The 23258-nt window shown below is 67.9% G+C and carries 18 protein-coding genes; 11 read left to right on the top strand and 7 right to left on the bottom strand.

All coding sequences use genetic code 11. The annotated features are described in order from the left end of the window. Positions 1-313 precede the first annotated feature (313 nt). The gene (locus MARPU_RS04200; protein WP_005224427.1) at positions 314-745 is read left to right on the top strand and encodes an FUN14 domain-containing protein; all 432 of its coding nucleotides are present in this window, start codon (positions 314-316) and stop codon (positions 743-745) included. 44 nt (positions 746-789) lie between these two features. Here the strand turns inward: MARPU_RS04200 and MARPU_RS04195 are convergent, their stop codons facing one another. The 6 genes from MARPU_RS04195 to MARPU_RS04170 all read right to left on the bottom strand — a co-directional run bounded on the left by MARPU_RS04195 (position 790) and on the right by MARPU_RS04170 (position 8008). Next, positions 790-1836 carry an SAM-dependent methyltransferase gene (locus MARPU_RS04195; RefSeq protein ID WP_005224426.1) on the bottom strand — a complete coding sequence of 349 codons (1047 nt, stop codon included), beginning with the start codon at positions 1834-1836 and terminating at the stop codon, positions 790-792. An 81-nt stretch (positions 1837-1917) separates the two neighbouring features. Next, the gene (locus MARPU_RS04190) at positions 1918-2496 is read right to left on the bottom strand and encodes an L-threonylcarbamoyladenylate synthase (RefSeq protein ID WP_005224425.1); all 579 of its coding nucleotides are present in this window, start codon (positions 2494-2496) and stop codon (positions 1918-1920) included. Then, positions 2493-4796 (bottom strand): type I DNA topoisomerase, encoded by a 2304-nt coding sequence (topA, locus tag MARPU_RS04185; protein WP_005224424.1) that lies wholly within the window; start codon positions 4794-4796, stop codon positions 2493-2495. The genes MARPU_RS04190 and topA overlap by 4 nt, the downstream gene beginning before the upstream one ends. A 266-nt stretch (positions 4797-5062) precedes the next feature. Continuing rightward, positions 5063-5551, bottom strand: a complete 489-nt coding sequence (locus MARPU_RS04180; RefSeq protein ID WP_005224423.1) for a DUF494 family protein — start codon at positions 5549-5551, stop codon at positions 5063-5065. A 94-nt stretch (positions 5552-5645) separates the two neighbouring features. Continuing rightward, entirely contained in the window at positions 5646-6785 is a 1140-nt protein-coding gene (dprA, locus tag MARPU_RS04175; RefSeq protein ID WP_005224422.1) for a DNA-processing protein DprA, read from the bottom strand. Positions 6786-6796: 11 nt separating this feature from the next. After that, positions 6797-8008 (bottom strand): LysM peptidoglycan-binding domain-containing protein, encoded by a 1212-nt coding sequence (locus MARPU_RS04170; RefSeq protein WP_005224421.1) that lies wholly within the window; start codon positions 8006-8008, stop codon positions 6797-6799. Positions 8009-8129: 121 nt separating this feature from the next. On the opposite strand from MARPU_RS04170, the gene def reads away from it, so the two are divergent. The 8 genes from def to MARPU_RS04130 all read left to right on the top strand — a co-directional run bounded on the left by def (position 8130) and on the right by MARPU_RS04130 (position 18187). Further along, on the top strand, positions 8130-8666 hold the full coding sequence (def, locus tag MARPU_RS04165) for a peptide deformylase (RefSeq protein ID WP_005224420.1): 537 nt from the start codon (positions 8130-8132) through the stop codon (positions 8664-8666). A gap of 56 nt (positions 8667-8722) precedes the next feature. After that, positions 8723-9661, top strand: coding sequence for a methionyl-tRNA formyltransferase (gene fmt, locus MARPU_RS04160; RefSeq protein WP_005224419.1), 939 nt, complete (start codon positions 8723-8725; stop codon positions 9659-9661). Continuing rightward, positions 9654-10997: a 16S rRNA (cytosine(967)-C(5))-methyltransferase RsmB gene (gene rsmB / locus MARPU_RS04155; protein WP_005224418.1), complete on the top strand. Its 1344-nt coding sequence runs from the start codon at positions 9654-9656 to the stop codon at positions 10995-10997. The genes fmt and rsmB overlap by 8 nt, the downstream gene beginning before the upstream one ends. Beyond that, positions 10994-11569, top strand: coding sequence for a DUF4390 domain-containing protein (locus MARPU_RS04150; RefSeq protein WP_005224417.1), 576 nt, complete (start codon positions 10994-10996; stop codon positions 11567-11569). Before rsmB ends, MARPU_RS04150 begins: the two co-directional genes overlap by 4 nt. Then, positions 11551-13758, top strand: a complete 2208-nt coding sequence (locus MARPU_RS04145) for a sensor histidine kinase (protein ID WP_005224416.1) — start codon at positions 11551-11553, stop codon at positions 13756-13758. Before MARPU_RS04150 ends, MARPU_RS04145 begins: the two co-directional genes overlap by 19 nt. Continuing rightward, on the top strand, positions 13755-15122 hold the full coding sequence (locus MARPU_RS04140) for a sigma-54-dependent transcriptional regulator (RefSeq protein ID WP_005224415.1): 1368 nt from the start codon (positions 13755-13757) through the stop codon (positions 15120-15122). Before MARPU_RS04145 ends, MARPU_RS04140 begins: the two co-directional genes overlap by 4 nt. A gap of 232 nt (positions 15123-15354) precedes the next feature. Continuing rightward, positions 15355-16728: a Trk system potassium transporter TrkA gene (trkA, locus tag MARPU_RS04135; RefSeq protein WP_005224414.1), complete on the top strand. Its 1374-nt coding sequence runs from the start codon at positions 15355-15357 to the stop codon at positions 16726-16728. Between the two features lie 7 nt (positions 16729-16735). Then, positions 16736-18187 carry a TrkH family potassium uptake protein gene (locus tag MARPU_RS04130; protein ID WP_025275099.1) on the top strand — a complete coding sequence of 484 codons (1452 nt, stop codon included), beginning with the start codon at positions 16736-16738 and terminating at the stop codon, positions 18185-18187. A gap of 3 nt (positions 18188-18190) precedes the next feature. Here the strand turns inward: MARPU_RS04130 and MARPU_RS16500 are convergent, their stop codons facing one another. Continuing rightward, positions 18191-20773 carry a PAS domain S-box protein gene (locus tag MARPU_RS16500; RefSeq protein WP_005224412.1) on the bottom strand — a complete coding sequence of 861 codons (2583 nt, stop codon included), beginning with the start codon at positions 20771-20773 and terminating at the stop codon, positions 18191-18193. Positions 20774-21103: 330 nt separating this feature from the next. On the opposite strand from MARPU_RS16500, the gene MARPU_RS04120 reads away from it, so the two are divergent. Next, a complete protein-coding gene (locus tag MARPU_RS04120) occupies positions 21104-22750 on the top strand; it encodes a methyl-accepting chemotaxis protein (protein ID WP_005224411.1) in 1647 nt (548 codons plus the stop codon). Between the two features lie 67 nt (positions 22751-22817). Then, positions 22818-23258 carry a response regulator gene (locus MARPU_RS04115; RefSeq protein WP_005224410.1) on the top strand — a complete coding sequence of 147 codons (441 nt, stop codon included), beginning with the start codon at positions 22818-22820 and terminating at the stop codon, positions 23256-23258.

Raw genomic sequence — 23258 nt, 5'->3', positions numbered from 1 at the left:
AGTCGCAAAGGACGCCAAGGGGGAGAAAAGTCTTCAGCCCCGAGTGAGAGCAAAGCACAGCGTGCGCACCGGAGGTGAGCGGCGAGGTTCGTCCGTAGGCGGCGACGTCGATGTTACCGCCAACCCGGCATACCGCTGTTCTCTCCTTCGCGATCTTGGCGGCTTTGCGGTTCGACGCTCTCCAGCGATCTGGCGGCTGGCAGCTGGCAGCTGGCAGCTGGCAGCTGATCGCCGGAGGCCACCGACTGGCAGCCGACCACCGTTCCCCGGATAATGTTTCGGTTTCCGCTGACCGCATTGACCGAGACCCCGCATGTCCGACCCGACCCGTTCGTCCCGCACTGGCCGCCTGCGCGTGCTCCCCTTGCTGCCACTGCTCTGGGGGGCCGGGAACGCTCGGGCGCAGCCCCCGACCGAGCAGTTCGGCACCGAGGCCGGCGAGCTGTTCGACCAGAGCTTCTTTCTCACCCTGGGCTTTTCTTTCATGGTCGGGCTGGCGCTCGGCTTCGCGCTCAAATTCGCCTTCAAGGTGGCACTGGTGGTAGGCGGAGTGATCCTGATCGCCCTGGTCGGGCTGCAGTCGATCGGCGTGGTGGAGATCAACTGGGCCGGACTCGAGGGGCACTACGACACCTGGAGCGCCTGGACCCGTGCGCATACACAGGCGCTCTTCGATCTGCTCGCAGCCAACCTCTCGGGCACGGCGGCCTTCCTCGCCGGGCTCGCCGCCGGACTCAAGCTCTGAGGCAGCGCTCTCCCGCCCGCGCCCGAGCGTGACGATTCAGGGTCTCACGCCGGGCGCTCGAACAGATAGTGCCCGACGTACCACTCCTGACCATCGCGGAAGGCGAACAGCTCGGCGCAGGCCATGAAGAACAGTCGCCAGCGCCGCCACCACAGCGGCGCATCCGCCGTCCCGTAGGTCTGCTCGAGCAGCGGCCAGACTCGCTCGCGCGCGCCATCCATGCGCGCCAGCCAGGCCTCCAGGGTGTGGGCATAGTGCAGCCCGTTCCAGCGCCAGCGATCGATCAGGCGCAGCCGGTCCTGAAAGTACAGCGGCAGGTCGTCGCTCGGCATCAACCCGCCGGCGAAGAAGTAATGGGTCATCCAGTCGCTCGGGCCGTCGTCCTCGAAGAAGTAGGGATGATGGCGGTGACAGAAGATGTGCATCAGCATCCGTCCGCCCGGCTGTAGCCAATCGTGGATGCGTCCGAGCAGCCGACGGTGGTTGCGCATATGCTCGAACATCTCCAGCGAGACCACGCGGTCATAGCGCCCGTCGGGCTGGAAGTCGTTCATGTCGGCGGTGACCACCTCGAGCCCGTCGAGCCCGAGCCGGTCGCGCTCGGCCTCGATGAAGCGGCGTTGGGCATGAGAGTTGGAGACGGCGGTGATACGACAGCCCGGCAGGCGCTCGGCCAGATAGAGGCTGAAGGCGCCCCAGCCGCAGCCGAGTTCGAGTACGCGCTGACCATCACGGATATCGGCGCGCTCCAGGGTCGCCGCGAGCGCGACCTCCTCGGCCCGCTCGAGCCGGTCGACACCCTCGGGCCAGTAGCAGCAGCTGTACTTGCGCCGCGGTCCGAGCACGGTGGCGAAGAAGGCCGCCGGCAGCTCGTAATGCTGCTCGTTGGCGCGTTGCGGCACCTCGGCGATGGCCGAGTCATCCATCCTCGCGATCAGCGCCCGCTGTTGCGCCAGGGCCGCCTCGCAATCATCCCACGGCAGGCTCGCCAGGCGCTGACGCAGCAGCGCGCGAATACCGCCGCGCGTCACCCCATCCGGCACCAGCCCCTGCTCGACCCAACGAATCGCCGTCGCTGTGGCACTGAACATCCACGCCTCCCCACCCGAAGTCTTCCGACCATCTCGGTGAGATATCGGCGTGAGCGCCGAACAACAAGCCCTGTCGGCGGATCAACCGCGCAGGACGCGACCGCTGGCGGCATCGCGAATCACCGATGGACGATCAGCGCCACCACAGGCGCCATGGAGGAGGTGGTCGGGGCCGTCGCCGGCGAGCGCCAGGCGCAGCGAGCGTGCGGTTCGGGCCGGCGGTCGGTCGGCACGATTGGCGCTGGTCGAGACGATGGCGCCACCATAGGCACGACACAGCGCCGCGGCCAGCGGATGGGCGGTGACCCGCACCGCCAGGGTGGAGAAGCGACCGGTGAGCCAGTCGGGGGTGCTCGGGCGCGCCGGCAGCAACCAGGTGTTGGGCCCGGGCCAGCTCGCCCGGACCTTAGCCATGCGCGTGGCCTCGAGCGACTCGACATAGGGCGCGAGCTGGGCGTAGTCGGCGGCGATCAGGATCAGCCCCTTGGCCGGGTCACGCTGCTTGATCTCGAGGATGCGAGAGACCGCCCCGCGGTCGCGCGGATCGCAGCCGAGCCCGTAGACGGCCTCGGTGGGATAGCCCACCACCGCCCCGGCACGCAGCCAGGCGGCAGCGAGCCGCACCCGATGACGCTGGGCAGGGACAAGCGCCGCGCTCACCCGCCCTCGTCCCCGCCGCCGGACTGCTCGACCGGGGCACGATAGCCGCACTCTTTCTGCGGACAGACCTTGGAGGCGCCCTTGGTCTTGGTCACCTTGAGGGTGAGTATCGGCCAGCCACAGCGCGGACAGGGCTCGTCGAGCGGCTGGTCCCAGACCGCATAGTCGCACTTGGGATAGGTCGAGCAGGAGTAGAAGATCTTGCCACGGCGCGATTTCTTCTTCTGCAGAGTCCCCTTGCCGCACTTGGGACAGGGCACGCCGGTATCCTCGGGCTTCTCCAGCGGCTCGATATGACGGCACTTGGGATAGGCGCTGCAGCCGATGAACTTACCGTAGCGCCCACGCTTGATCTCCAGCGGCGAGCCGCACTCGGGACAACTGCGCCCCTCGACCACCTCGGGGGCCTCGGTCTCGCTCTGGTCGGGATTGAGGTCGCGGGTATAGTCGCAGTCCGGGTAGTTGGTACAGCCGATGAAACGGCCATTGCGCCCGAGCCGGATCGAGAGCTGACCACCGCACTTGGGACAGACCTCGTCGATGCGCTCCTGAGTGACGTCGCTGCGCTTGACGTTGGCCTGGGTGTGATCGACCTGCTCCTTGAAGGGCTGCCAGAAACGTTCGAGCAGCGGAATCCAATCGACCTCGCCGCGCGAGATGGCGTCGAGGTCATCCTCGAGCCGGGCGGTGAAGTCGTAGTCGACATAGGAGGTGAAGTACTCGGTGAGGAAGCGGTTGACCACCCGACCGACGTCGGTCGGCAGGAAGCGCTTCTTGTCGAGCACCACGTACTCACGATCCTGCAGGGTGGAGATGATGGTGGCATAGGTCGAGGGACGACCGATGCCGAACTCCTCCAGCGCCTTGACCAGCGAGGCCTCGGTGTAGCGCGGCGGCGGCTCGGTGAAGTGCTGTTCGGGACGGATCGCGAGCAGGTTCACCCGGTCGCCCTCCTGCATCTCCGGGAGCATTCGTTCCTCGTCGTCGTCGCCGCCCTTGGCGTCGTCGCGCCCTTCGAGATAGACCCGCATGAAGCCCGGCTCGGCCACCATCGAGCCGGTGGCGCGGAACAGGTTGCCGTCCCCGGCGCTGAGATCGACCGCCACCTGGTTGATCAGCGCATGGGCCATCTGGCAGGCCAGGGTGCGCTTCCAGATCAGTTCGTAGAGACGCTGTTGTTCTTGGTTGAGGTGCGCCTTGAGCGAGGCCGGGTCGCGCAGCACCGAGGTCGGGCGCACCGCCTCGTGGGCCTCCTGGGCGTTCTTCGACTTGGTCTTGAAAAAGCGCGGCTGCGGCGGCAGGTGATCGGCGCCATAGCGATCGGCGACGCACTGACGGATCTCCTCGAGCGCCTCCTGGGCGAGGTTGACCGAGTCGGTACGCATGTAGGTAATCAGACCGACGGCACCGGCGCCGACGTCGACACCCTCGTAGAGCTGCTGAGCCACGCGCATGGTGCGCTGGGCGGTGAAGCCGAGCTTGCGCGCGGCCTCCTGCTGCAGGGTGGATGTGGTGAAGGGCGGCGCCGGGTGACGCTTGCGCTGCTTGCGCTTGACCGACTCGACCACCAGGGTGCCGGCGGCGGCCTGCTCGAGCTGCTGGCGTACCGCCTCGGCGCGCTCGCCGTCGGTGATCGAGAACTGTTCGAGTTTGGCCCCTTCGAGCTGGATCAGCTTGGCGACAAAGCGCTTGGCGTCCTTGTCGGCGTCGGCCTCGATGCTCCAGTACTCCTGGCGCTCGAAGCGCTCGATCTCGGCCTCACGCTCGCAGATCAGGCGCAGCGCCGGGCTCTGCACCCGTCCCGCTGAGAGACCCCGACGGATCTTCTTCCACAGCAAGGGGGACAGATTGAAGCCGACCAGATAATCGAGCGCACGCCGGGCCTGCTGCGCATTGACCATGTCGAGCGAGAGTTCGCGCGGATTGGCCACCGCCTCCTGCACCGCGCGCTTGGTGATCTCGTTGAACACCACCCGGTGCACCGCCCGTTCGCCGAGCTGGCGACGCCCCTTGAGCAGTTCAAAGAGATGCCAGGAGATCGCCTCGCCCTCGCGATCGGGGTCAGTGGCCAGATACAGCGCCTCGGCCCCCTTGAGCTTCTTGGCGATGGTCTGGACGTGTTTCTCGTTGCGCTCGATCACCTGGTACTTCATCGCGAAGCCGTGCTCGGGATCGACCGCCCCCTCCTTGGGCACCAGATCGCGGACATGGCCGTAGGAGGCGACCACGTCGAAGTCCGGGCCGAGGTATTTCTTGATGGTCTTTGCCTTCGCAGGTGATTCGACGATAACGAGATTCATCTGTGGTCTTGGTCGGCCATGTGGGTGTGACTGAAGCCTGCCGGGACAGCGGTCATTGGGTCAAGGCGGTGGACGTGACGCCGGCACCGCCACGCGAGAGCACGACGGGACGGCGCAAACGGACACGGGCGGCGCGGAGATCCACCGACGCAGGGACCAGGTCCGGCGCGGAATGCGGGCAGTTTAGCGGTGCGCTCGGAGTCCCCACAAGGGGCCAGAGCGCACGCACCGATCGGCACCGGGCCCGCCCCGGTGCGCGGCGCGTCTCAGTGCAGGTAGGCCTGCCCCCCGTCGTAGACCATCTCCTCCATCTGACTGAAGGCGTCCTCCTGACCGGGTCGGTTCAGCAAGACCAGCAAGACGACCCACTTGACCTCATCGGCCGTCACCTGCGACAGATGAGTCGCCAACAACCGGTCGATCACCAGCTCCCGGCCGAGCGGATCGAGGATTCCGTTCTGCTCCAGCGCCAGCAGGAAACCACGTGCCTCGGCACTGAGCTTGGCACACTCCCGCTCGGCATAGACACGAAGCGAATCGGCGGCGTACCCCAGATCCTGCGGGACATACTGCGGGGCCTCGACCTCGTCGGCCAACTCGTCGAGCCAGCGCAGCGCCTGCTCGATCTCGTCGCTGTTGAAGCCCGCCTCGGAGAGTTCATCCTCAAGCACATGCGGGTCGATGGGGGCGCGCTCCCCACCGTCCATATAATTCTCGTAGAGATAGATCAGAACATCGACCATGTTTTCGAACATCAGCCAACCTCGTGGGCGGCGCCAGCCGGGCGACTGGCGGAAAGCGGCGCCAGGATGCGCCCAGGGGATCGTCACTGGCCTCGCGACGCGTCGCTTACACCGACGGCGGCGCGTCACCGCGCGCGGCGCCGTCGCGACGACAATAGCGACCACCCGGCAGCGATGATACATGAGCGTCCAGTTCCAGGACCAACAAGGTCGAGAGGATCTGCTGCGCCGCCAACCCGGTGCGGGCACTCAGCTCGTCGGGGGCGACCGGGTCGCGCCCCATCGCCTCGAGCACCCGCGCTGCGGTGTCATCGAGCCCCGGCGGCAGCAAGTCGGGCGAGGTCGATGCCTCGCGCGGTTGTTCGAGCAAGGCGCGCAATTGCGGCGCAAGCTCGGCGAGCACCTCGCGCGCATCCTCGAGCAATCGCGCGCCATCGCGGATCAGTGCGTGACAGCCGCGCGCCAACGGATTGCGCACCGAACCGGGCACCGCGAACACCTCTCGCCCCTGCTCGAGAGCGAGTCGCGCGGTGATCAAGGAGCCGCTCTTGAGCGCCGCTTCGGTGACCAGTACGCCCAGCGACAGACCACTGATCAGACGGTTGCGTCTGGGGAAGTTGCGCGCCAGCGGCTCGACCCCGGGCGGGAACTCGCTGACCAGGGCGCCGTTGTCGGCGATGCGATGGGCCAGCTCGCGATGCGCGGCCGGATAGACCCGATCGGGGCCGGTGCCGAGCACCGCGATGGTGCGCCCGCGCTCGAGCGCGCCGAGATGGGCGGCGGCATCGACCCCGGAGGCCAACCCACTGGTCACCACCAGCCCGTATCCGGCCAGCTCGCGAGCGAAGGCATGGGTGAGTTCGGCGCCGCCCGGGGTCGGGTTGCGACTGCCGACGATGGCGATCTGGGGTTCGGCGAGCAGCGCCGGATCGCCACGCACATAGAGCAGCGGCGGGGCGTCGTCGAGCTGGGCGAGGCGCGGCGGGTAGCGCGGATCATTGCCGGTGAGCACCCAGGCCCCCGGCTGCTCGGCCCAGCGCAGCACCCGCTCGATCGGCTCGCGCGCCGGATTGGCGAGCGCCACGACCGTCTCCGGGCGCAGTCCGGCGGCGGTGAGTTGGCGCGCGGGCTGGGCGAGGATCGCCGCAGGATCGCCGTAGCGTTCGAGCAACTGGGCGGCAGTCCGTGGACCGATCCCCGGGGCATTGACCAGGGTCAGCCAGGACTCGAGCGCCTCGTGCGTCACCGCGACCCCGTTCAGGCCGGCGGCGGGGCGACCCGGTCACCGACCGCCATGGCGCGGTAGGCCTCGAGTACCAGCGCAAAGCTAACCCTATCGAAGACGCGGAATACCATCACCACGCCAGCCCGTTCATAGGGTCGGAGATAGGTGTCGCGGTCACGACGCATGTCGGCGTGCAGCGGCATGCCGTCCTCTCCGGGCGGATCGGCGCGCCACCCCTCGAAGGAGAAATCGCCGAACCAGAACTCGCTGTCGAGCGGCGAGTCATCGCGCCAGTTCCAATCGAAGCCACCCCGACGCACTTGGTCGGGCGCAGTCTCGCCGCCGATGAAGACCTCGAGCACATGACCGGCCTTGATACCGTCACGCTCCCCCTTGTTCAGGATCACGACATCGAACTGACCGATCTGCGACACCCCCTTGAGCACCGAGAGGATGCGACCACGGACCCCGGCGGGACCCGGCTCGGGGTAGAAATTCTCGAGCGAGCGCTCCTGCTCGGCCGGGATCACCCGGTCGCCGATGCCGACCTCGCGCTCGGCGCGGGCGATGCGCAGTTTGGCCGGATCGCCGACACGCTCGAGCGCGGCGGTGGCGACGAACTCGACCTCGTAGCCGAGCAGTTCATTGGTGTCAGGGTCACGCAGCGCCTTACCCGGACGCACCACCTGGTAGCGCGCGGAGTCGGCCCGCGCGAGCCGACGCACGTAGATCGAGTCGAAAGTGCCGACGACGAGGTGCTCGTCGGGGAAACCGACCACATAGGCCGCGCGCTCGACCTGATCGGAGTCGGCCACCAGCGGCTGGGTGAGGAAGGGTGCGATCGAGGCGACCGGGATCACCGGCACCGCATCCTCGAGCGAGGTCACGCGGGCCTGGGGCGAGCGCTTGACCACGCGCATCCCGTCCCGGTAGCCGAGGGTCCGGTCGCCGCCACCGCGGGTCAGCTGCAACTGCGGCTCGCCGTCGACCTCGACGAGTTCGAGCAGGTCGCCGGGGTAGATCAGGTCGGGATTGGCGATCCCGGGGTTGGCGCGCCACAGCGCATGCCAGCGCCAGGGGTCGCGAAGGAAGCGCCCGGCGATACCCCACAGGGTGTCGCCCGAGCGCACTACGTAGCGACCGGGGGCATCTGGGGCGAGAGCCACCTCGGCGCGTGTCGGCGCAGGGACAAGGAGCACGAGCAGCAGCGGTGCCAGCACACGAAGCGAGCAGGGAGCGCGCATGGACCCTCCGTGACGGTCGAAACGGGATTCACCCGCCCCCAATACGGGGTATAGTATTGATTCCGATAGTAGCGCAGTCCAGGCGCCCCCTTCCACTCGCGGACCCGACACTCAACGAACCATGGCCATGCTCGAAATCCTCACCTTTCCCGATCCCCGGCTGCGCAAGGCGGCAAAACCGGTCGACCAGGTCGACGATGCCGTGCGTCGGCTGATCGACGACATGCTCGAGACCATGTACGCTGCCCCGGGAATCGGACTCGCCGCGACCCAGGTCAATGTTCACAAGCGCATCGTGGTGATCGACATCTCCGAGGATCATGACCAGCCGCTGTGTCTGATCAACCCGGAGATCCTCGAGCGCGAGGGCGAAGAGCAGATGGAAGAAGGCTGTCTGTCGGTCCCCGGATTCTACGAATCGGTCACCCGTGCCGAACGGGTACAGGTCAAGGCGCTCGACCGCGACGGCAAGCCCTTCACCCTCGAGACCGACGGTCTGCTGGCGGTGTGCATCCAGCACGAACTCGACCACCTCAACGGCAAGCTGTTCGTCGACCACATCTCCTCGCTCAAGCGCCAGCGTATCCGCCGCAAGCTCGAGAAAGTCAGCAAGCGTCATCACGGTGTCGTCGACACGGCGCACCGGACCGCGATCTGATGCCACCGTCTCCCGCTGTCACCTCGACATCAACCCAGACCCAGACCGACTCTCCCATGCGTGCACTGCGAATCATCTTCGCCGGGACGCCCGATTTCGCCTGCCCGAGCCTCGCCGCGCTGATCGCCGCAGGCCACCAGGTGGTCGGCGTCTACACCCAACCCGATCGTCCCGCCGGACGCGGCCGCAAACTCCAGGCCAGCCCGGTCAAGCAGCTCGCGCTCGAACACGCGATCCCCGTCCATCAGCCCCAGAGCCTCAAGCGCGATCCCGAAGCGGTGGCCGAACTGGCCGCGCTCGAGGCCGACCTGATGGTCGTGGTCGCCTACGGCCTGTTGTTGCCCCAGACGGTGCTCGACGCGCCGCGCCTGGGCTGCGTCAACGTCCACGCCTCGCTGCTGCCGCGCTGGCGCGGCGCGGCGCCGATCCAGCGCGCGGTGCTCGCCGGCGACCCCACCAGTGGGGTCTGCATCATGCAGATGGAGGCCGGACTCGACACCGGTCCGGTCTATCACCGCCTCGACACCCCGCTCGCCGCCGACGAGACCGGCGGCAGTCTTCACGACCGGCTCGCCGAACTCGGCGCGCGCGCCCTGGTCGAGGCCCTGCCCGGGATCGCCGATGGCACGCGTCCCGCAGAGGCGCAGGACGACGAGGCGGCGACCTATGCCCACAAGCTCACCAAGGACGAGGCGCTGATCGACTGGAGCGCCCCGGCCGTGGCGATCGAGCGCCAGGTGCGCGCCTTCGACCCCTGGCCGGTCGCCCATACCCGGCTCGACGACGAGCAGCTCAGGGTCTGGGGCGCCCGCGCGCTGGATGAGGCCACCACGGCCGAACCCGGTCGCGTCGTCGGCGCCGACAAGCACGGCATCCGGGTCGCCACCGGCGAGGGCCTGCTCTGCATCACCCGCCTCCAGCCCTCCGGCAAGCGCCCGATGGAGGCCGCCGCCTTCATCAACGCCCGCAATCTCGAGGGTGTCCTGCTTGGCTGATCCCCGCCCCGCCCCCCGCCCCGACGGCAGCGGCGCCGCTGCACGCGCCACCGCCGCGCGCGCGCTGCACCAGGTCCGTGATCGCGGTCAGTCGCTCACCCGGGTGCTGCAACGGCTACGCCTGCCGGCCCAGGCCGCCGATCGCGCCCTGGTCCAGGAGATGACCTATGGCGCACTGCGCACCCTGCCACGGCTCGAGGCACTCGCCGGACAGCTGCTGCATCGTCCGCTGCCCAAGCGCGAGGCCGAACTCCAGGCGCTGATCCTGATCGGGCTCTATCAGCTCACCGCGATGAAGACCCCACCGCACGCCGCGGTCGCGGCCACGGTCGAGGCCACCCGCCAACTCTCGCGACCGGGCAAGGCCGGGCTGGTCAACGCCCTGCTGCGCCGCTTCCTGCGCGAGCGCGAGACCCTGCTCGCGGCGATCGAGCACAACCCCCGGGTACGCTGGCCGGTGCCCGAGTGGCTGCGCGAGCAGCTGCGCCGCGACTGGCCCGACGACTGGGAGCGGATCATCGCCGCCAGCGACACCCGCGCGCCGATGACCCTGCGGGTCAATCCGCTGCGCGGCACCCGCGCCGACTATCTCGCCGAACTCGCCGCCGAAGGGATCGATGCCGCACCCGCCGCCGGCTGCCCGCACGGGCTGACCCTCGCTCACGCACGCCCGACCGAACGCCTGCCGGGCTTCGTCGAGGGACGGGTGTCGGTACAGGACGCCGGTGCCCAGCTCGCCGCCGAACTGCTCGAGGCCGCGCCTGGGACGCGGGTACTCGACGCCTGCGCCGCGCCCGGCGGCAAGAGCGCGGCGATCCTCGAGCGCGCCGGCGGCGAGCTGGCGCTGACCGCACTCGACGTCGACGGCGAGCGGCTGCAGTCGGTCGCCGCGCTGCTCGACCGGCTCGGTCTGCGCGCGACCCTGGTCGAAGCAGACGCCGCCCGCCCCGAGGGCGACTGGGCCGCGCCAGGCTTCGAGCGCATCCTCCTCGACGTGCCCTGCTCGGCCACCGGGGTGATCCGTCGCCACCCCGACATCAAATGGCTGCGACGCGCCGAGGACATCGCCGCGCTCTGCGACCAGCAGCGCGCCATCCTCGAGGCGATCTGGCCGCTGCTCGCCCCCGGCGGCCGACTGCTCTACGCCACCTGCTCGCTGCTCGGCGACGAGAACCATCGCCAGGTCGCCGCCTTCCTCGAGCGCCACCCCGAGGCCCACGAGTGCCCGCTGCCCGGCGCGCCCGGCGTCGCCCGACCCCATGGTCGTCAGCTGCTGCCCAGCAGCGGCGGCAGCGACGGCTTCTATTACGCCCTGCTCGAGAAGCCGGCCTCATGAGGGCACGGCGTCTGCGAACCTCGTCGACGGCATTCGTCCTCGGTGTCCTGCTCGCCTGGATCTCGCTGGCGGTCGCCGGCGATGACTTCCGGGTACAGCGCCTCGACACCCGACTCGACGAGGAGCGTGGCTATCTCCTCGGCGCCGAGATCGACTACGGCTTCAGCACCGAGGCGCTCGAGGCGCTCGACAACGGCGTACCGCTGACGGTGCTGATCCACATCCAGGTCCGCCGCAGCGGCGCCTGGCTGTGGGAGGACAGCCTCACCGACCTGCAGCTGCGCCGCGTCATCCGCTACAAGCCGCTCTCCGAGCGCTATCAGGTCTATACCCTGCCCGATACCGGAGGGCGCAGCTTCGTCTCGCGCGAGGCGGCGCTGCGCGCGCTCGGCGACCTCGTCGACCTGCGCCTGCTCGGCGCCGCGAGGCTCACCCCCGACAACGACTACGAGGTGCAGCTGCGCACCACCCTGGAGATCGAGGCGCTACCGCTGCCGCTGCGCCCGATGGCCTACCTCAAACCGGCCTGGAAACTCTCGAGCGGGTGGACCAAATGGCCACTGCAACCGTGAGCCGGTTACGCGGACTCGGGCTCGGCACCCTGCCGGTGGCGACCCTGATCGCCGCGCTGTTCGTGGTGCTGGTGCTGATGCGCGACTCGGTGGCCAACTCCGAAGCGCTCAGCCGGGCCTTCGTACCGCTGCTCTTCGTGGTGCTCGCCGGGCTCGGGGTGCTGGCGCTGCTGGTCGGCTTCAACGTCGTCCGTCTGGTCCGGCGCTATCGCCAGCAGGCCGCCGGGTCGCGGCTGACGGCGCGGATCGTGGCGCTGTTCGCGGTGCTCTCGCTGCTGCCGGTGGGCACCGTCTATTACTTCTCCCTGGGTTTCCTGCTGCGTGGCATCGACAGCTGGTTCGATGTCGAGATCGGCCAGGCGATGGAAGACGCCCTGGTGCTCAACCAGGCCTCGCTCGACCTCAACCAGCGGGTACTGAGCAAGTACACCGAACAGCTGCTGGTGAGCATCGAGGACCGCTCCTCGACGGCGATCGCGCTGAGCCTCGACAGCCTGCGCCGCCAGGCCGGGGCGATCGAGCTGACCGTCTACGGCGGCAACGGCCAGGTGCTGGCCAACGCCAGCGAGGACCCGACCAAGCTGGTACCCAACCACGCCGAGCGCGAGATCCAGCAGAGCGTGCGCGCGGGCAATAACTATGTCGGACTCGACTCGGTGCCGGGCGCCGATCTGGTCGTACGGGTGCTGGTCAACGACCCGCTCGGGCGACCGATGCAGATGCAGGCGATCTTCCCCACCTCGGCGCGCATCGGCGAACTCTCCGACCAGCTCGAGGCGGCCTACAACCGCTATACCGAACTGGCCTATCTGCGCAACTCGCTCAAGTTGAGCTTCTCGCTGACGCTCTCGCTGGTGCTGCTGTTCAGCCTGATGGCGGCGCTGATCGTCGCCTTCCACACCGCGCGACGGCTGGTCGCCCCGGTGGCCGACATCGCCCGCGCCACCCGCGCCATCGCCGAGGGTGACTACGGCCAGCAGATCCCGCTGCCACGTCACGACGACGAGCTGGCCTTCCTGGTCGCCTCCTTCAACGCCATGTCGCGGCGCATCGCCCGCGCCCGCGACGCGGCCGAGCGCAGCCAGCAGGCCGTCGAGACCCAGCGCAACTATCTCGAGACGGTGCTCGGTCGGCTCTCCTCCGGGGTCGCGGCGCTCGATGCCGAGCACCGTCTGCGCACCGCCAACCCGGCCGCGCGCGCGATCCTCGATCTCGAGATCGACGAGGCCTCGGCGGTGGATCTCGACCAGATCGCCGCGCATCATCCCTGGCTCACCCCATGGACCGACACCGTGCGCCAGCAGGTCGCGAGCGGCCAGACCTGGCGCGCCGAGGTACAACTGCAGCGCCAGGAGGGCAGCCAGACGCTGATGTGTCGCGGCAGCCCCCTGCCCGGCGGCGATGACGAGGCCCCCGGACACGTGGTGGTGTTCGACGACATCACCTCGCTGATCACCGCCCAGCGCGAGGCGGCCTGGGGCGAGGTGGCGCGACGCCTGGCGCACGAGATCAAGAACCCGCTGACCCCCATCCAGCTCTCCGCCGAGCGGCTGCGTCACAAGCTGCTGCGCAAGGCCGAGGAGGCCGACGCCCGGGTCATCGACCGCGCCACCCACACCATCATCCAGCAGGTCGAGGCGATGAAGGCGATGGTCAACGACTTCTCGGACTACGCCCGCTCGCCGCAGCTGCGCCCCGAGGCGCTGGTGTTCGACCGTCTGGTGCGCGAGGTGCTGGATCTCTATCGCAGCGCCGGGGCCGGCGCACTGCAGGTCGCGCTCGGCGCCGACGAACATCAGATCAACGGTGATGCGCTGCGCTTGCGTCAGGTACTGCACAACCTGATCAAGAATGCCCAGGAGGCGCTCGAGGGAGTCCCCGACGGTCGTATCCGCGTCGCCACCGGAGTGGACGAGACGGGCGAGCAGCATGGCGTCTGGCTCGAGATCAGCGACAACGGTCCAGGCTTCGAGCCCCACCTGATGGAGCGACTGTTCGAGCCCTATGTCACCACCAAGGCCAAGGGCACCGGACTGGGGCTGGCGATCGTCAAGAGGATAATCGAGGAACACGGCGGTATCATCGTCGTCGAAAACACCGGTTCCGGCGCTCGGATCGAGATCCGACTGCCCGTCTGGCAGCCCCCCGGCCGGGACACTCAAGCGCGAGGAACACACACAGAGACATGAGTGCAACCCATATCTTGGTCGTGGACGACGAGCCCGACATCCGCGGCCTGGTCCAGGACATTCTCGAGGACGAGGGCTACACCGTGGCCGGCGCCGAGAATGGCGAGGCGGCCCGGCATGCGCTGCGCGACCGTCGCCCCGACCTGATCCTGCTCGACATCTGGATGCCCGACCTCGACGGCATCACCCTGCTCAAGGAGTGGGCCGAGGAGGACTCGCTGCCCTGTCCGGTGATCATGATGTCCGGGCACGGCACCGTCGAGACCGCCGTCGAGGCCACCCGCCTCGGCGCCTACGACTTCCTCGAGAAGCCGCTGTCGATGGCCAAGCTGCTGCTCACCGTCGAGCGCGCGCTCGAGGCCGACAAGCTCCATCAGGAGAACATCGGACTCAAGCGTCGCACCCCATTGGTGCACGAGCCGGTCGGGCGCAGCGCGGCGATGCTGCGCCTGCGCGAACAGGTCAAGCGCATCGCCCAACACGACACCTGGGTGCTGATCACCGGCGACGCCGGCTGCGGTCGCGAGACCTTCGCCCGCTATCTGCACTCGCAGAGCGCGCGGCGCGAACGTCCCTTCGTCGATCTCAGCGTCTCCACCCTGGCCGGCGGCAACGCCGCGCGCGAGCTGTTCGGCACCGAGGAGGGCGAACACATCCACTACGGCAGCCTGGAGAAGGCCGCCGGCGGCACCCTGTTGCTCGACGAGGTCGCCGACATGGAACTCGACGCCCAGGCCAAGCTCCTCGGCGCGCTCGACAGCGGCTCCTTCCTGCGTATCGGCGGCAGCGAGCCGGTGCGCATCGACGTGCGCATCGTCGCCGTGACTCAGCGCAACCTCGAGGAAGAGGTCCAGGCCGGGCGCTTCCGCGAAGACCTCTTCTATCACCTCAACGTGGTGCCACTGCACATCCCGCCGCTGCGCGAGCACGCCGAGGACGTCCCCGACCTGCTCAACTTCTATCTCGACTACTTCGCCACCCACGAGAAACTGCCCTATCGGCGCTTCAGCGTCGGCGCGCAGAACTTCCTGCGCAACTACACCTGGCCGGGCAACGTGCGCGAGCTGAAGAACCTGGTGCAACGGGTGCTGATCCTCGGTGCCGGCGACGAGATCAGTCAGAAGGAGGTCGAGAGCGCGCTCGGCGCGCCACCGCCGGTGCAGGCCCAGGCGCTCGAGGGACTGGTCTCCTTCGACCAGCCGCTGCGTCAGGCGCGCGAGCAGTTCGAGAAGGCCTATCTCGACTACCAGCTCGAGAAACACGGCGGCAACGTCAGCAAGATGGCCAAGGAGGCGGGGATGGAACGCACCCATCTCTACCGCAAGCTGCGCTCGCTCGGCATCGAGATCAAGGAGCGGCGATGAGGATCGAGCGGCCAGCGGCCAGCGACCAGCCACCAGTTGCCAGCCACCAGCGCTCGGCCACCAGCCGCGGATCGGCGGCGCGCCCGCCACGGCGCCAGGGATCGACAGACCGCTGGAAGCTGGAGACTGGTAGCCGGCGACTGGAAACCGGCGACTGGAAGCTGGTGACTGGAGGCTGGCGACTGGCGACTGACCGCTGGCCACTGGCGACCGCCCGAGGGCCAAGCGCGGCATGAAGATCATCATCCTCGGCGCCGGCCAGGTCGGCACCTCGGTGGCGGCCAACCTGGTCAGCGAGGCCAACGACATCACCGTGGTCGATCACAACCCGGCGCTGCTGCGCGAGCTGCAGGACCGTTTCGACCTGCGCACCATCTACGGTCACGGCGCCCACCCCGACGTGCTGGCGCGCGCCGGCGCCGAGGACGCCGACATGATCATCGCGGTGACCAACAGCGACGAGACCAACATGGTCGCCTGTCAGGTCGCCTACACCCTGTTCCACACCCCGACCAAGATCGCCCGGGTACGCGCCCAGAGCTTTCTCGACCAGCCACGGCTGTTCGGCACCGACGCGCTGCCGATCGATGTCGCCATCAGCCCCGAGGCGCTGGTCACCGATTACATCATCCGTCTGATCGAGAACCCCGGCACCCTACAGGTGCTCGACTTCGCCGGCGGGCGCATCCGTCTGGTGGCGGTCAAGGCCTACTACGGCGGTCCGCTGGTCGGTCAGGAGCTACGTACCCTGCACCAGCGCATGCCCAACATCGAGGCGCGGGTGGCGGCGATCTATCGCCAGGATCGCGCCATCCAACCCGAGGGCGACACCGTCATCGAGGTCGACGATGAGGTCTTCTTCGTCGCCGCACCCGAGCACATCCGTGCGGTGATGGGTGAGCTGCGCCGGCTCGACAAGACCTACCGACGGATGATCATCGCCGGCGGCGGCAACATCGGCACGCGGCTGGCCGGCGCGCTCGAGCGCAGCTTCCGGGTGAAGATCATCGAGCGTGGACTGAAGCGCTGCAAGCACATCGCCGAGGACCTGGAGAAGACCATCGTGCTCCACGGCGACGCCGCCGATCAGGACCTGCTGCTCGAGGAGAACATCGAGAGCACCGACGTGTTCTGCGCGGTGACCGACGACGACGAGGCCAACATCCTCTCGGCGATGCTCGCCAAGCGCCTCGGCGCGCGCAAGGTGATGGCGCTGATCAACCGCCCCTCCTATGTCGACCTGGTGCAGTCGGGAGCCATCGATGTCGCCATCTCGCCGCAGCAGGCGACCATCGGCAGCCTGCTCAAGCACGTGCGCCGCGGCGACGTGGTGATGGTGCACTCGCTGCGCCGCGGCGCGGCCGAGGCGATCGAGGCCATCGCCCACGGCGACGAGACCTCGAGCAAGGTGGTCGGACGCACCATCGCCGAGATCCGTCTGCCCAAGGGCGCGAGCATCGGCGCCCTGGTGCGCGGCGACCAGGTGCTGATCGCCCATCACGACACCCGGATCCAGTCCGAGGACCACGTCATCCTCTTCCTCCAGGACAAGCGCCGCATCCCCGAGGTCGAGCGTCTGTTCCAGGTCGGCGTCACCTTCCTCTAGCGCCATGATGAAGTTCGCCGCAGTACAGAAGGTATTGGGCCTGCTGCTGGCGGTGTTCAGCTTCGCCATGCTGCCACCGGTGGTGGTGGAGCTGATCTATGCCGACGGCGAGGCCTGGCCCTTCCTGGTCGCCTTCGCCATCCTGCTCAGCGCCGGATTGCTGATCTTTCTCCCGGTGATGCGCTATCAGGCGGTGCTGCGGCTGCGCGACGGCTTTCTGGTGGTGGTGCTGTTCTGGACCACCCTGGGGCTGGCCGGCGCCCTGCCCTTCCTGCTCGCCCCCGACCCGGAGCTGTCGCCGACCGACGCGGTGTTCGAGTCGATCTCGGGGCTGACCACCACCGGCGCGACCGTGATCGTCGGACTCGACGCGCTGCCCAAGTCGATCCTCTTCTATCGCCAGCAGCTGCAGTGGCTCGGCGGCATGGGGATCATCGTACTGGCCGTCGCGGTGCTGCCGATGCTCGGCATCGGTGGCATGCAGCTCTATCGCGCCGAGATGCCGGGACCGATGAAGGACTCCAAGCTCACCCCGCGCATCACCGAGACGGCCAAGGCGCTGTGGTACATCTATCTGTGGATGACGGTGGCCTGCGCACTGGCCTACTGGGGCGCGGGCATGACGCTGTTCGATGCCATCGGTCACGCCTTCTCGACCGTGGCCATCGGCGGTTTCTCGACCCATGACCTCAGCATGGGTCACTTTGACAGCACCCTGATCGAGATGATCGCGGTGGTGTTCATGCTGTTGGCGGGGATGAACTTCGCGCTGCACTTCGTGGCGGTACACCGCCACAGCCTCGGGGTCTATCTCCACGACAGCGAGTGGCGCTTCTATCTGCTGATCATGGTGACGGTGACCGCCATCGCCACGATCGCGCTCTATCGCACCGACACCTTCATCACCTGGGACGACGCCTTCACCAAGGGGTTGTTCCAGGCCGTCTCGATCGGCACCACCACCGGCTTCGCCACCGCCGAGTTCTATTTCTGGCCGCCCTTCCTGCAGATCCTGCTGCTGTTCACCAGCTTCGTCGGCGGCTGCGCCGGCTCCACCGGCGGCGGCATCAAGGTCATCCGCTTCCTGCTGCTGATCAAGCAGGGCGTGCGCGAGATCGGTCGCCTGATCCACCCCAACGCGCAGATCCCGGTACGCATCGGCGGCAAGAGCATCGATCACCGGGTGGTCGATGCCGTATGGGGCTTCTTCTCGCTCTATGTCGCCTGCTTCGTGCTGATGTATCTGATGCTCGCGGCCACCGGACTCGACCTGCTGACCTCCTTCTCGGCGGTCGCCGCCTGTATCAACAACCTCGGTCCAGGGCTGGCCATGGTCGGCCCGCACTTCGCCGACATCTACGACCCGGCCAAGTGGATCCTGTGCTTTGCCATGCTGCTCGGCCGGCTCGAGATCTTCACCCTGCTGGTGCTGCTCACCCCCACCTTCTGGCAGCGCTGAGGCTCAACCGGCGGTGCGCAGCTCGAGTCCGGCGAGGGTGAAGCAGAAGCGCGCCCCCTGCCCGGGCCCCGGTGATTCGGCCCAGATCCGCCCGCCGTGGACCTCGACGATGCGCTGCACCAGGGCCAGACCGATGCCGGTCCCGTCGCCCTCGAGGTCGAGGCGCTCGAACAGCCCGAAGACCTTGTGCAGATGGCGCGGATCGATCCCCTTGCCGTTGTCGGCAATGACCACCACCAGCGCGTCGTCCAATCTCTCGAGTCCGATCTCGATACGCGGCGCCGACTGATCGCCCATGAACTTGACCGCATTGTCGATCAGGTTGAGGAAGACCTCGGTCAGGCGGGGGCGATCGCCCAGGATCCATGCCGGCGCATCGCTCACCGTCACCTCGACGCCGCGCTCGACGATGCGTCCGGCGACCAACTCGAGCACCTCATCGACCACCTCGCGCAGACTGAACTCGGTCGGATCGTTGACCAGCCGACCGATGCGTGACAACTCCAGCAGCTCATCGAGCAAGCGCGTCATCCGCTCCGAGGCATTGCGCACGAACCCCAGGTCCTTGGCGATGCGCGCCTCGTCGCCGGCGGCGATGTCGCGCTCGAGAAAGCCGAGGAAGGTACGGATGGTCACCAGCGGGCTCTTGAGATCGTGCGAGACGGTATAGGTGAAGCGGGTCAACTCGTCGGTGCGCTGACGCAGCTCGGCCTCGCGCTCGGTGCGCTCGGTGACATCGACCGCAACCCCGATCACCGACACCCCGCTGTCGGTACCGGGATCGCGCACCGGGTTGAAGTAGGTCTCGAACACCTGTCGACCGAGTGCGGCGGTGAACTGTACCTTGTCGCCGCCGATCGCCTGGGCGATGTGCGTCTCGACCCCGGTGTCGGCACCGAGAAAACCGGCCACCGACTGCCCGACCAGGGCGCCGGGCTCGAGCCCCAGCGACTCCAGGCCGCTGCCCTCGCAGAGCCGGAAGACGCCGTCGGCGTCGAACTCGAAGATCATCACCGGGGTATTGCTCACCACCGAGCGGAAGCGCGCCTCGCTCAGGCGCAGCGCCCGCTCGGCCTCCTTGAGTTCGGTGATGTCACGGATGATCTCGAGCGCGCCGAACACCCGTCCCTCGGCATCGCGCAGTGGCGCCGCCTTACCCCAGACATGGGCCCCGCGTCCGCCGAAGACCCGCGGCAGATAGACCTGGGTCAGCAGTACGTCGCCGTCACGATGGACATAGTCGTAGCAACGCAGGATGTCCTCGCGCGCCTCGGGCGGGGCGAAGACCAGATCGATCAGCATCGGTCGCGACTCACCATAGAAGGCCGTCGCATAGGCGCGCCCTCCCTTGCCCAGCACCTGCTCCCTGGGCACCCCGGACATCTGCTCGATGGCCCGGTTCCAGATGGTCACCACGCCTTCGGCATCGATCGCGAAGAGCGCATCGGGCAAGGTGTCGATCAGGGTGTCGAGATATTCCTGCGACTCCTCGAGTGCGCGCCTCGCGGCCACCCGCTCGGTGATGTCGCGCCCGATGCAGCTGTAGTAAGGCTCGCCATCGACGACGAAATGACTGGCGAGGATCTCCACCGGGAAGCGAGAACCATCACCACGCTGATGGATGGTCTCGAGTCGAATCGACGGCTCATCGAGCAGTCGCCTGAACAGCTCCTGCAGCCGCTCCTGCGGGAACAGCGGATCGATGTCCGGCACCGACATGGTCAACAGCTGCGCGCGGCTCAGGCCGAGCGTCTCATGCATGCTTTCATTGACATAGACGAAGCGCGCCTCGGCATCGAGCAGGAAGACCTCGTCACCCGAACGCTCCAGGGCGAAGTGCGCCAGTCGCCGCTGACGCTCCGCCTGCTGACGCGCACTGAGGTCGCGCAGCATACCGGCCACCAGCTCGGGCGCCCCGATCGGGCTGGGCAGGGCGAAGATGGTCGCGTCGGCGAGGAACTCGCTGCCATCGAGTCGGCGCTGGCGCAGCTCGCCACGCCAGCCACCGGCGAGCGCCTCGGGCAGCAGCGCCTCGAGCACCGCGAGGCCGTCCTCCGGCCAGAACTGCCCCCCGGCGCGACCGATCATGTCGCGCGACTCCGGGTCACAGCCAAACAGCAGATGGGCGGCACGATTGGCATAGATCACCTCCAGCCGTTCGAGCCTGGCGACCACGATGGCGTCGGAGGCCGAGTCGGCGACCGATTCCAGCAGCTGTGCCCGACTGCCTCCCTCGACACCTTGGTGCGCTGATGCAGACGGCAGCGGCTCGAACATCAGGGTGCAGCAGCGCATCCGGCCCGCCTCATCGAGCACCGGCACCAGGTGTGTGCGCAACCACCGCTCACCGGCTCCACCGCAACGCAGCCGCAGCTCGCCACGCCAGGGCCGCGACGCCGTCAGCAAGTCCCAGGACGGTGGCGGATCGAGCAGGGCATCGAGCCTCTCACCGAGCAGCGTCTCCTGCGACAGGCCGAGCGATGTGCTCCAGTCGGCATCGACCTGACAGATCCGTCCCTCCTCGTCGATCACCACCGCGCCGACACCGGCATCCATGCAGCACGCAGGACCGGGTCCGTTATCCATGACATCCACCTCGCTGGAGACAACAGGCCCACGATGACACACCTCGACCACGCGGGTGTCGACATCCCGCCGACGCGACATCAGGTCGATCAAGGGCCGTGCGCAGGGCCTGGGGGGTTGGTGAAGCTGTCGACATCCGTCGACGATTTCCCGAGCGCTCACGATTGATTAAGGCGCCACCTGCGTCCATTCATAAGGCAGGGCACGAGACGACGACCGTGTCGCCGGGTGAGTGAGCCGACGACCGCGACGCCTTGCAGCGCCCCCACCGATCACCCGGATACCGACGACAAAGCATAGCAACGCGCACAAGACGACAGAGGTGCTGGCATGAAGCTGATGCGGACACTCACCATCAAACAGCGTCTATGGCTGCTCTCGGCCCTGGTACTGTTCGGGATCGTCGCCGGGGTCGCGCTCGCACTGTTCGAGGTGAGGTCGATCCTGGTTCAGGAGAAGTTCACCCAGGTGCAGAAACTAGTCGAGACCGCGCAAAGCGTCGTCAGACACTATCAGGGCCTCGCCGAGGCCGGTGAACTTTCCCGCGCCGAGGCCGAGCGCGACGCGCTCGAGGCCCTGCGCACGATGCGCTATGACGACACCAACTACTTCTGGGTGCGTGATCGCCGCGGTTTCATGCTGATGCACCCGATCAAGCCCGAGCTGGTCGGCAACGACGGACGCCAGCAGACCGACGCCAACGGCAAGCGCTTTGTCGTCGAACTGCTCGAACAGGTCGAGCGCGATGGCAGCGGCTCGGTCCACTACGTCTGGCCCAAGCCCGGCTCCGATCGCCCCGAACCCAAGCTCGCCTTCGCCCAGCGTGAGTCGACCTGGAACTGGATCGTCTCCAGCGGGATCTACATCGACGACGTCGACACCGCCTTCTGGCGTCATGCCAGGCTGATGGGTGGGCTGGGTACGGCCATGCTGCTCCTGGTGATGGCCCTGATCGCGCTGACCTCGCGCTCGATCATCCGCCCGATCGGCGAGGCGGCCCAGGCGATGCACCGGATCGCCAAGGGCGACGGCGACCTCACCCAGCGTCTCGATACCAGCGGGCGCGACGAGATCACCGACATGGCGGTGGGCTTCAACGAGTTCGCCGACAAGACCGAGCGCACCATCGGCGCGGTCGCCCGCGCCACCGAACAGATCGCCGCCGCCGCCGAGCAACTCTCGACCATCACCCAATCGAACAACGACGGCATCGAACGCCAGCGTGGCGCGATCCAACAGGTGGCCACCGCGGTCACCGAGATGACCACGACCATCAAGGAGATCGCCAAGAGCGCCGAGGACGCCGCCACCTCGGCCTTCAGCGCCGACGAGAGCGCCCGCCAGGGGGGCGAGACGGTCGACGGGGTGCAGGCGTCCAATCAGACGCTCACCCAGGAGATCGCCCAGGCCGCCGACGCGGTACGCCGCTTCAGCGAGGAGAGCGTCTCGATCGGCGGCGTGCTCGACGTGATCCGCGCCATCGCCGAGCAGACCAACCTGCTCGCGCTCAACGCCGCGATCGAGGCGGCGCGCGCCGGTGAGCAGGGCCGTGGCTTCGCGGTGGTCGCAGACGAGGTCCACACCCTCGCCAGCCGCACCCAGACCTCGACCACCGAGATCCAGCAGATGATCCAGAATCTGCGCGCGGTCGCCCAGGAGGCGGTCACCGCCATCGACCGCGGCGAGCATCTCACCCGCGAGACCCTGGAGCGGGCCGGTCAGGCGCACGAGGCGATCGCCAAGATCGGCGACGCCATCACCACCATTCGCGACATGAACACCCATGTCGCCAGCGCCGCCGAGGAGCAGGCGGCGGCGGCCTCAGAGATCGATCGCAGCGTGATCAAGATCTCCGACTTCTCGGAGGAGTCGGCCGGCAATGCCCAACACACCGCCGCCGCCAGCCAGGAGCTGGCGCAGCTAGGCGAGACGCTGCGCCAGCTCATCGGTCAGTTCAGATTTGGCACCAACGGCTGAGCGGCACTACAGTAGCGGCGCGAGCGGGTCGGCGACCGAGCCAGCACACGCCGCAACGGAGAAGGTCATGCAAGAACAGACACTCTCGGTGCTGTTGGTCGAGGACGACCCGGCCCACGCCGAGATCACCCGCCGCGGACTCGAGTCCAATGCACTACCGGCCCGGCTGGAGCATGTCGAGGACGGTCAGGCCGCGCTCGACTACCTGTTCCGTCAGGGCCGCTTCAGCGACCCCGAGAGCAGCCCACGTCCCAACCTCATCCTCCTCGATCTGCGTCTGCCCAAGGTCGAGGGACTCGAGGTGCTGCGTCGGATCAAGGCCGACGATCAGCTGCGCCGCATCCCGGTGGTGGTCCTGACCACCTCGGCGGCTGACCCCGATGTCCACGGTGCCTATTCCAATCAGGCCAGCAGCTATCTGGTGAAGCCGGCCGACTACGAGGCCTTCGCCCGGCTGTTCGACTCGCTCGGGCACTACTGGCTGGCCTGGAACCGTTATCCCGGTTGA

Source organism: Marichromatium purpuratum 984 (genome assembly GCF_000224005.2).
In the GTDB taxonomy this organism is placed as follows: Bacteria; Pseudomonadota; Gammaproteobacteria; order Chromatiales; family Chromatiaceae; genus Marichromatium; species Marichromatium purpuratum.
The sequence above is the reverse complement of the archived record's forward strand: the minus strand, read 5'-3'. Positions and strand labels throughout refer to the sequence as shown.

What these genes read in the sequence shown, in the direction of transcription:
- MARPU_RS04120 (WP_005224411.1), top strand. Translation starts at nt 21,104, where the DNA reads ATGAAGCTGATGCGGACACTCACCATCAAACAGCGTCTATGGCTGCTC.
- trkA (WP_005224414.1), top strand. Translation starts at nt 15,355, where the DNA reads ATGAAGATCATCATCCTCGGCGCCGGCCAGGTCGGCACCTCGGTGGCG.
- fmt (WP_005224419.1), top strand. Translation starts at nt 8,723, where the DNA reads ATGCGTGCACTGCGAATCATCTTCGCCGGGACGCCCGATTTCGCCTGC.
- MARPU_RS04200 (WP_005224427.1), top strand. Translation starts at nt 314, where the DNA reads ATGTCCGACCCGACCCGTTCGTCCCGCACTGGCCGCCTGCGCGTGCTC.
- MARPU_RS04140 (WP_005224415.1), top strand. Translation starts at nt 13,755, where the DNA reads ATGAGTGCAACCCATATCTTGGTCGTGGACGACGAGCCCGACATCCGC.
- MARPU_RS04170 (WP_005224421.1), bottom strand. Translation starts at nt 8,008, where the DNA reads ATGCGCGCTCCCTGCTCGCTTCGTGTGCTGGCACCGCTGCTGCTCGTG.
- MARPU_RS04145 (WP_005224416.1), top strand. Translation starts at nt 11,551, where the DNA reads ATGGCCACTGCAACCGTGAGCCGGTTACGCGGACTCGGGCTCGGCACC.
- MARPU_RS04150 (WP_005224417.1), top strand. Translation starts at nt 10,994, where the DNA reads ATGAGGGCACGGCGTCTGCGAACCTCGTCGACGGCATTCGTCCTCGGT.
- MARPU_RS04180 (WP_005224423.1), bottom strand. Translation starts at nt 5,551, where the DNA reads ATGTTCGAAAACATGGTCGATGTTCTGATCTATCTCTACGAGAATTAT.
- topA (WP_005224424.1), bottom strand. Translation starts at nt 4,796, where the DNA reads ATGAATCTCGTTATCGTCGAATCACCTGCGAAGGCAAAGACCATCAAG.
- def (WP_005224420.1), top strand. Translation starts at nt 8,130, where the DNA reads ATGGCCATGCTCGAAATCCTCACCTTTCCCGATCCCCGGCTGCGCAAG.
- MARPU_RS04195 (WP_005224426.1), bottom strand. Translation starts at nt 1,836, where the DNA reads ATGTTCAGTGCCACAGCGACGGCGATTCGTTGGGTCGAGCAGGGGCTG.
- MARPU_RS16500 (WP_005224412.1), bottom strand. Translation starts at nt 20,773, where the DNA reads ATGGATAACGGACCCGGTCCTGCGTGCTGCATGGATGCCGGTGTCGGC.
- MARPU_RS04130 (WP_025275099.1), top strand. Translation starts at nt 16,736, where the DNA reads ATGAAGTTCGCCGCAGTACAGAAGGTATTGGGCCTGCTGCTGGCGGTG.
- MARPU_RS04115 (WP_005224410.1), top strand. Translation starts at nt 22,818, where the DNA reads ATGCAAGAACAGACACTCTCGGTGCTGTTGGTCGAGGACGACCCGGCC.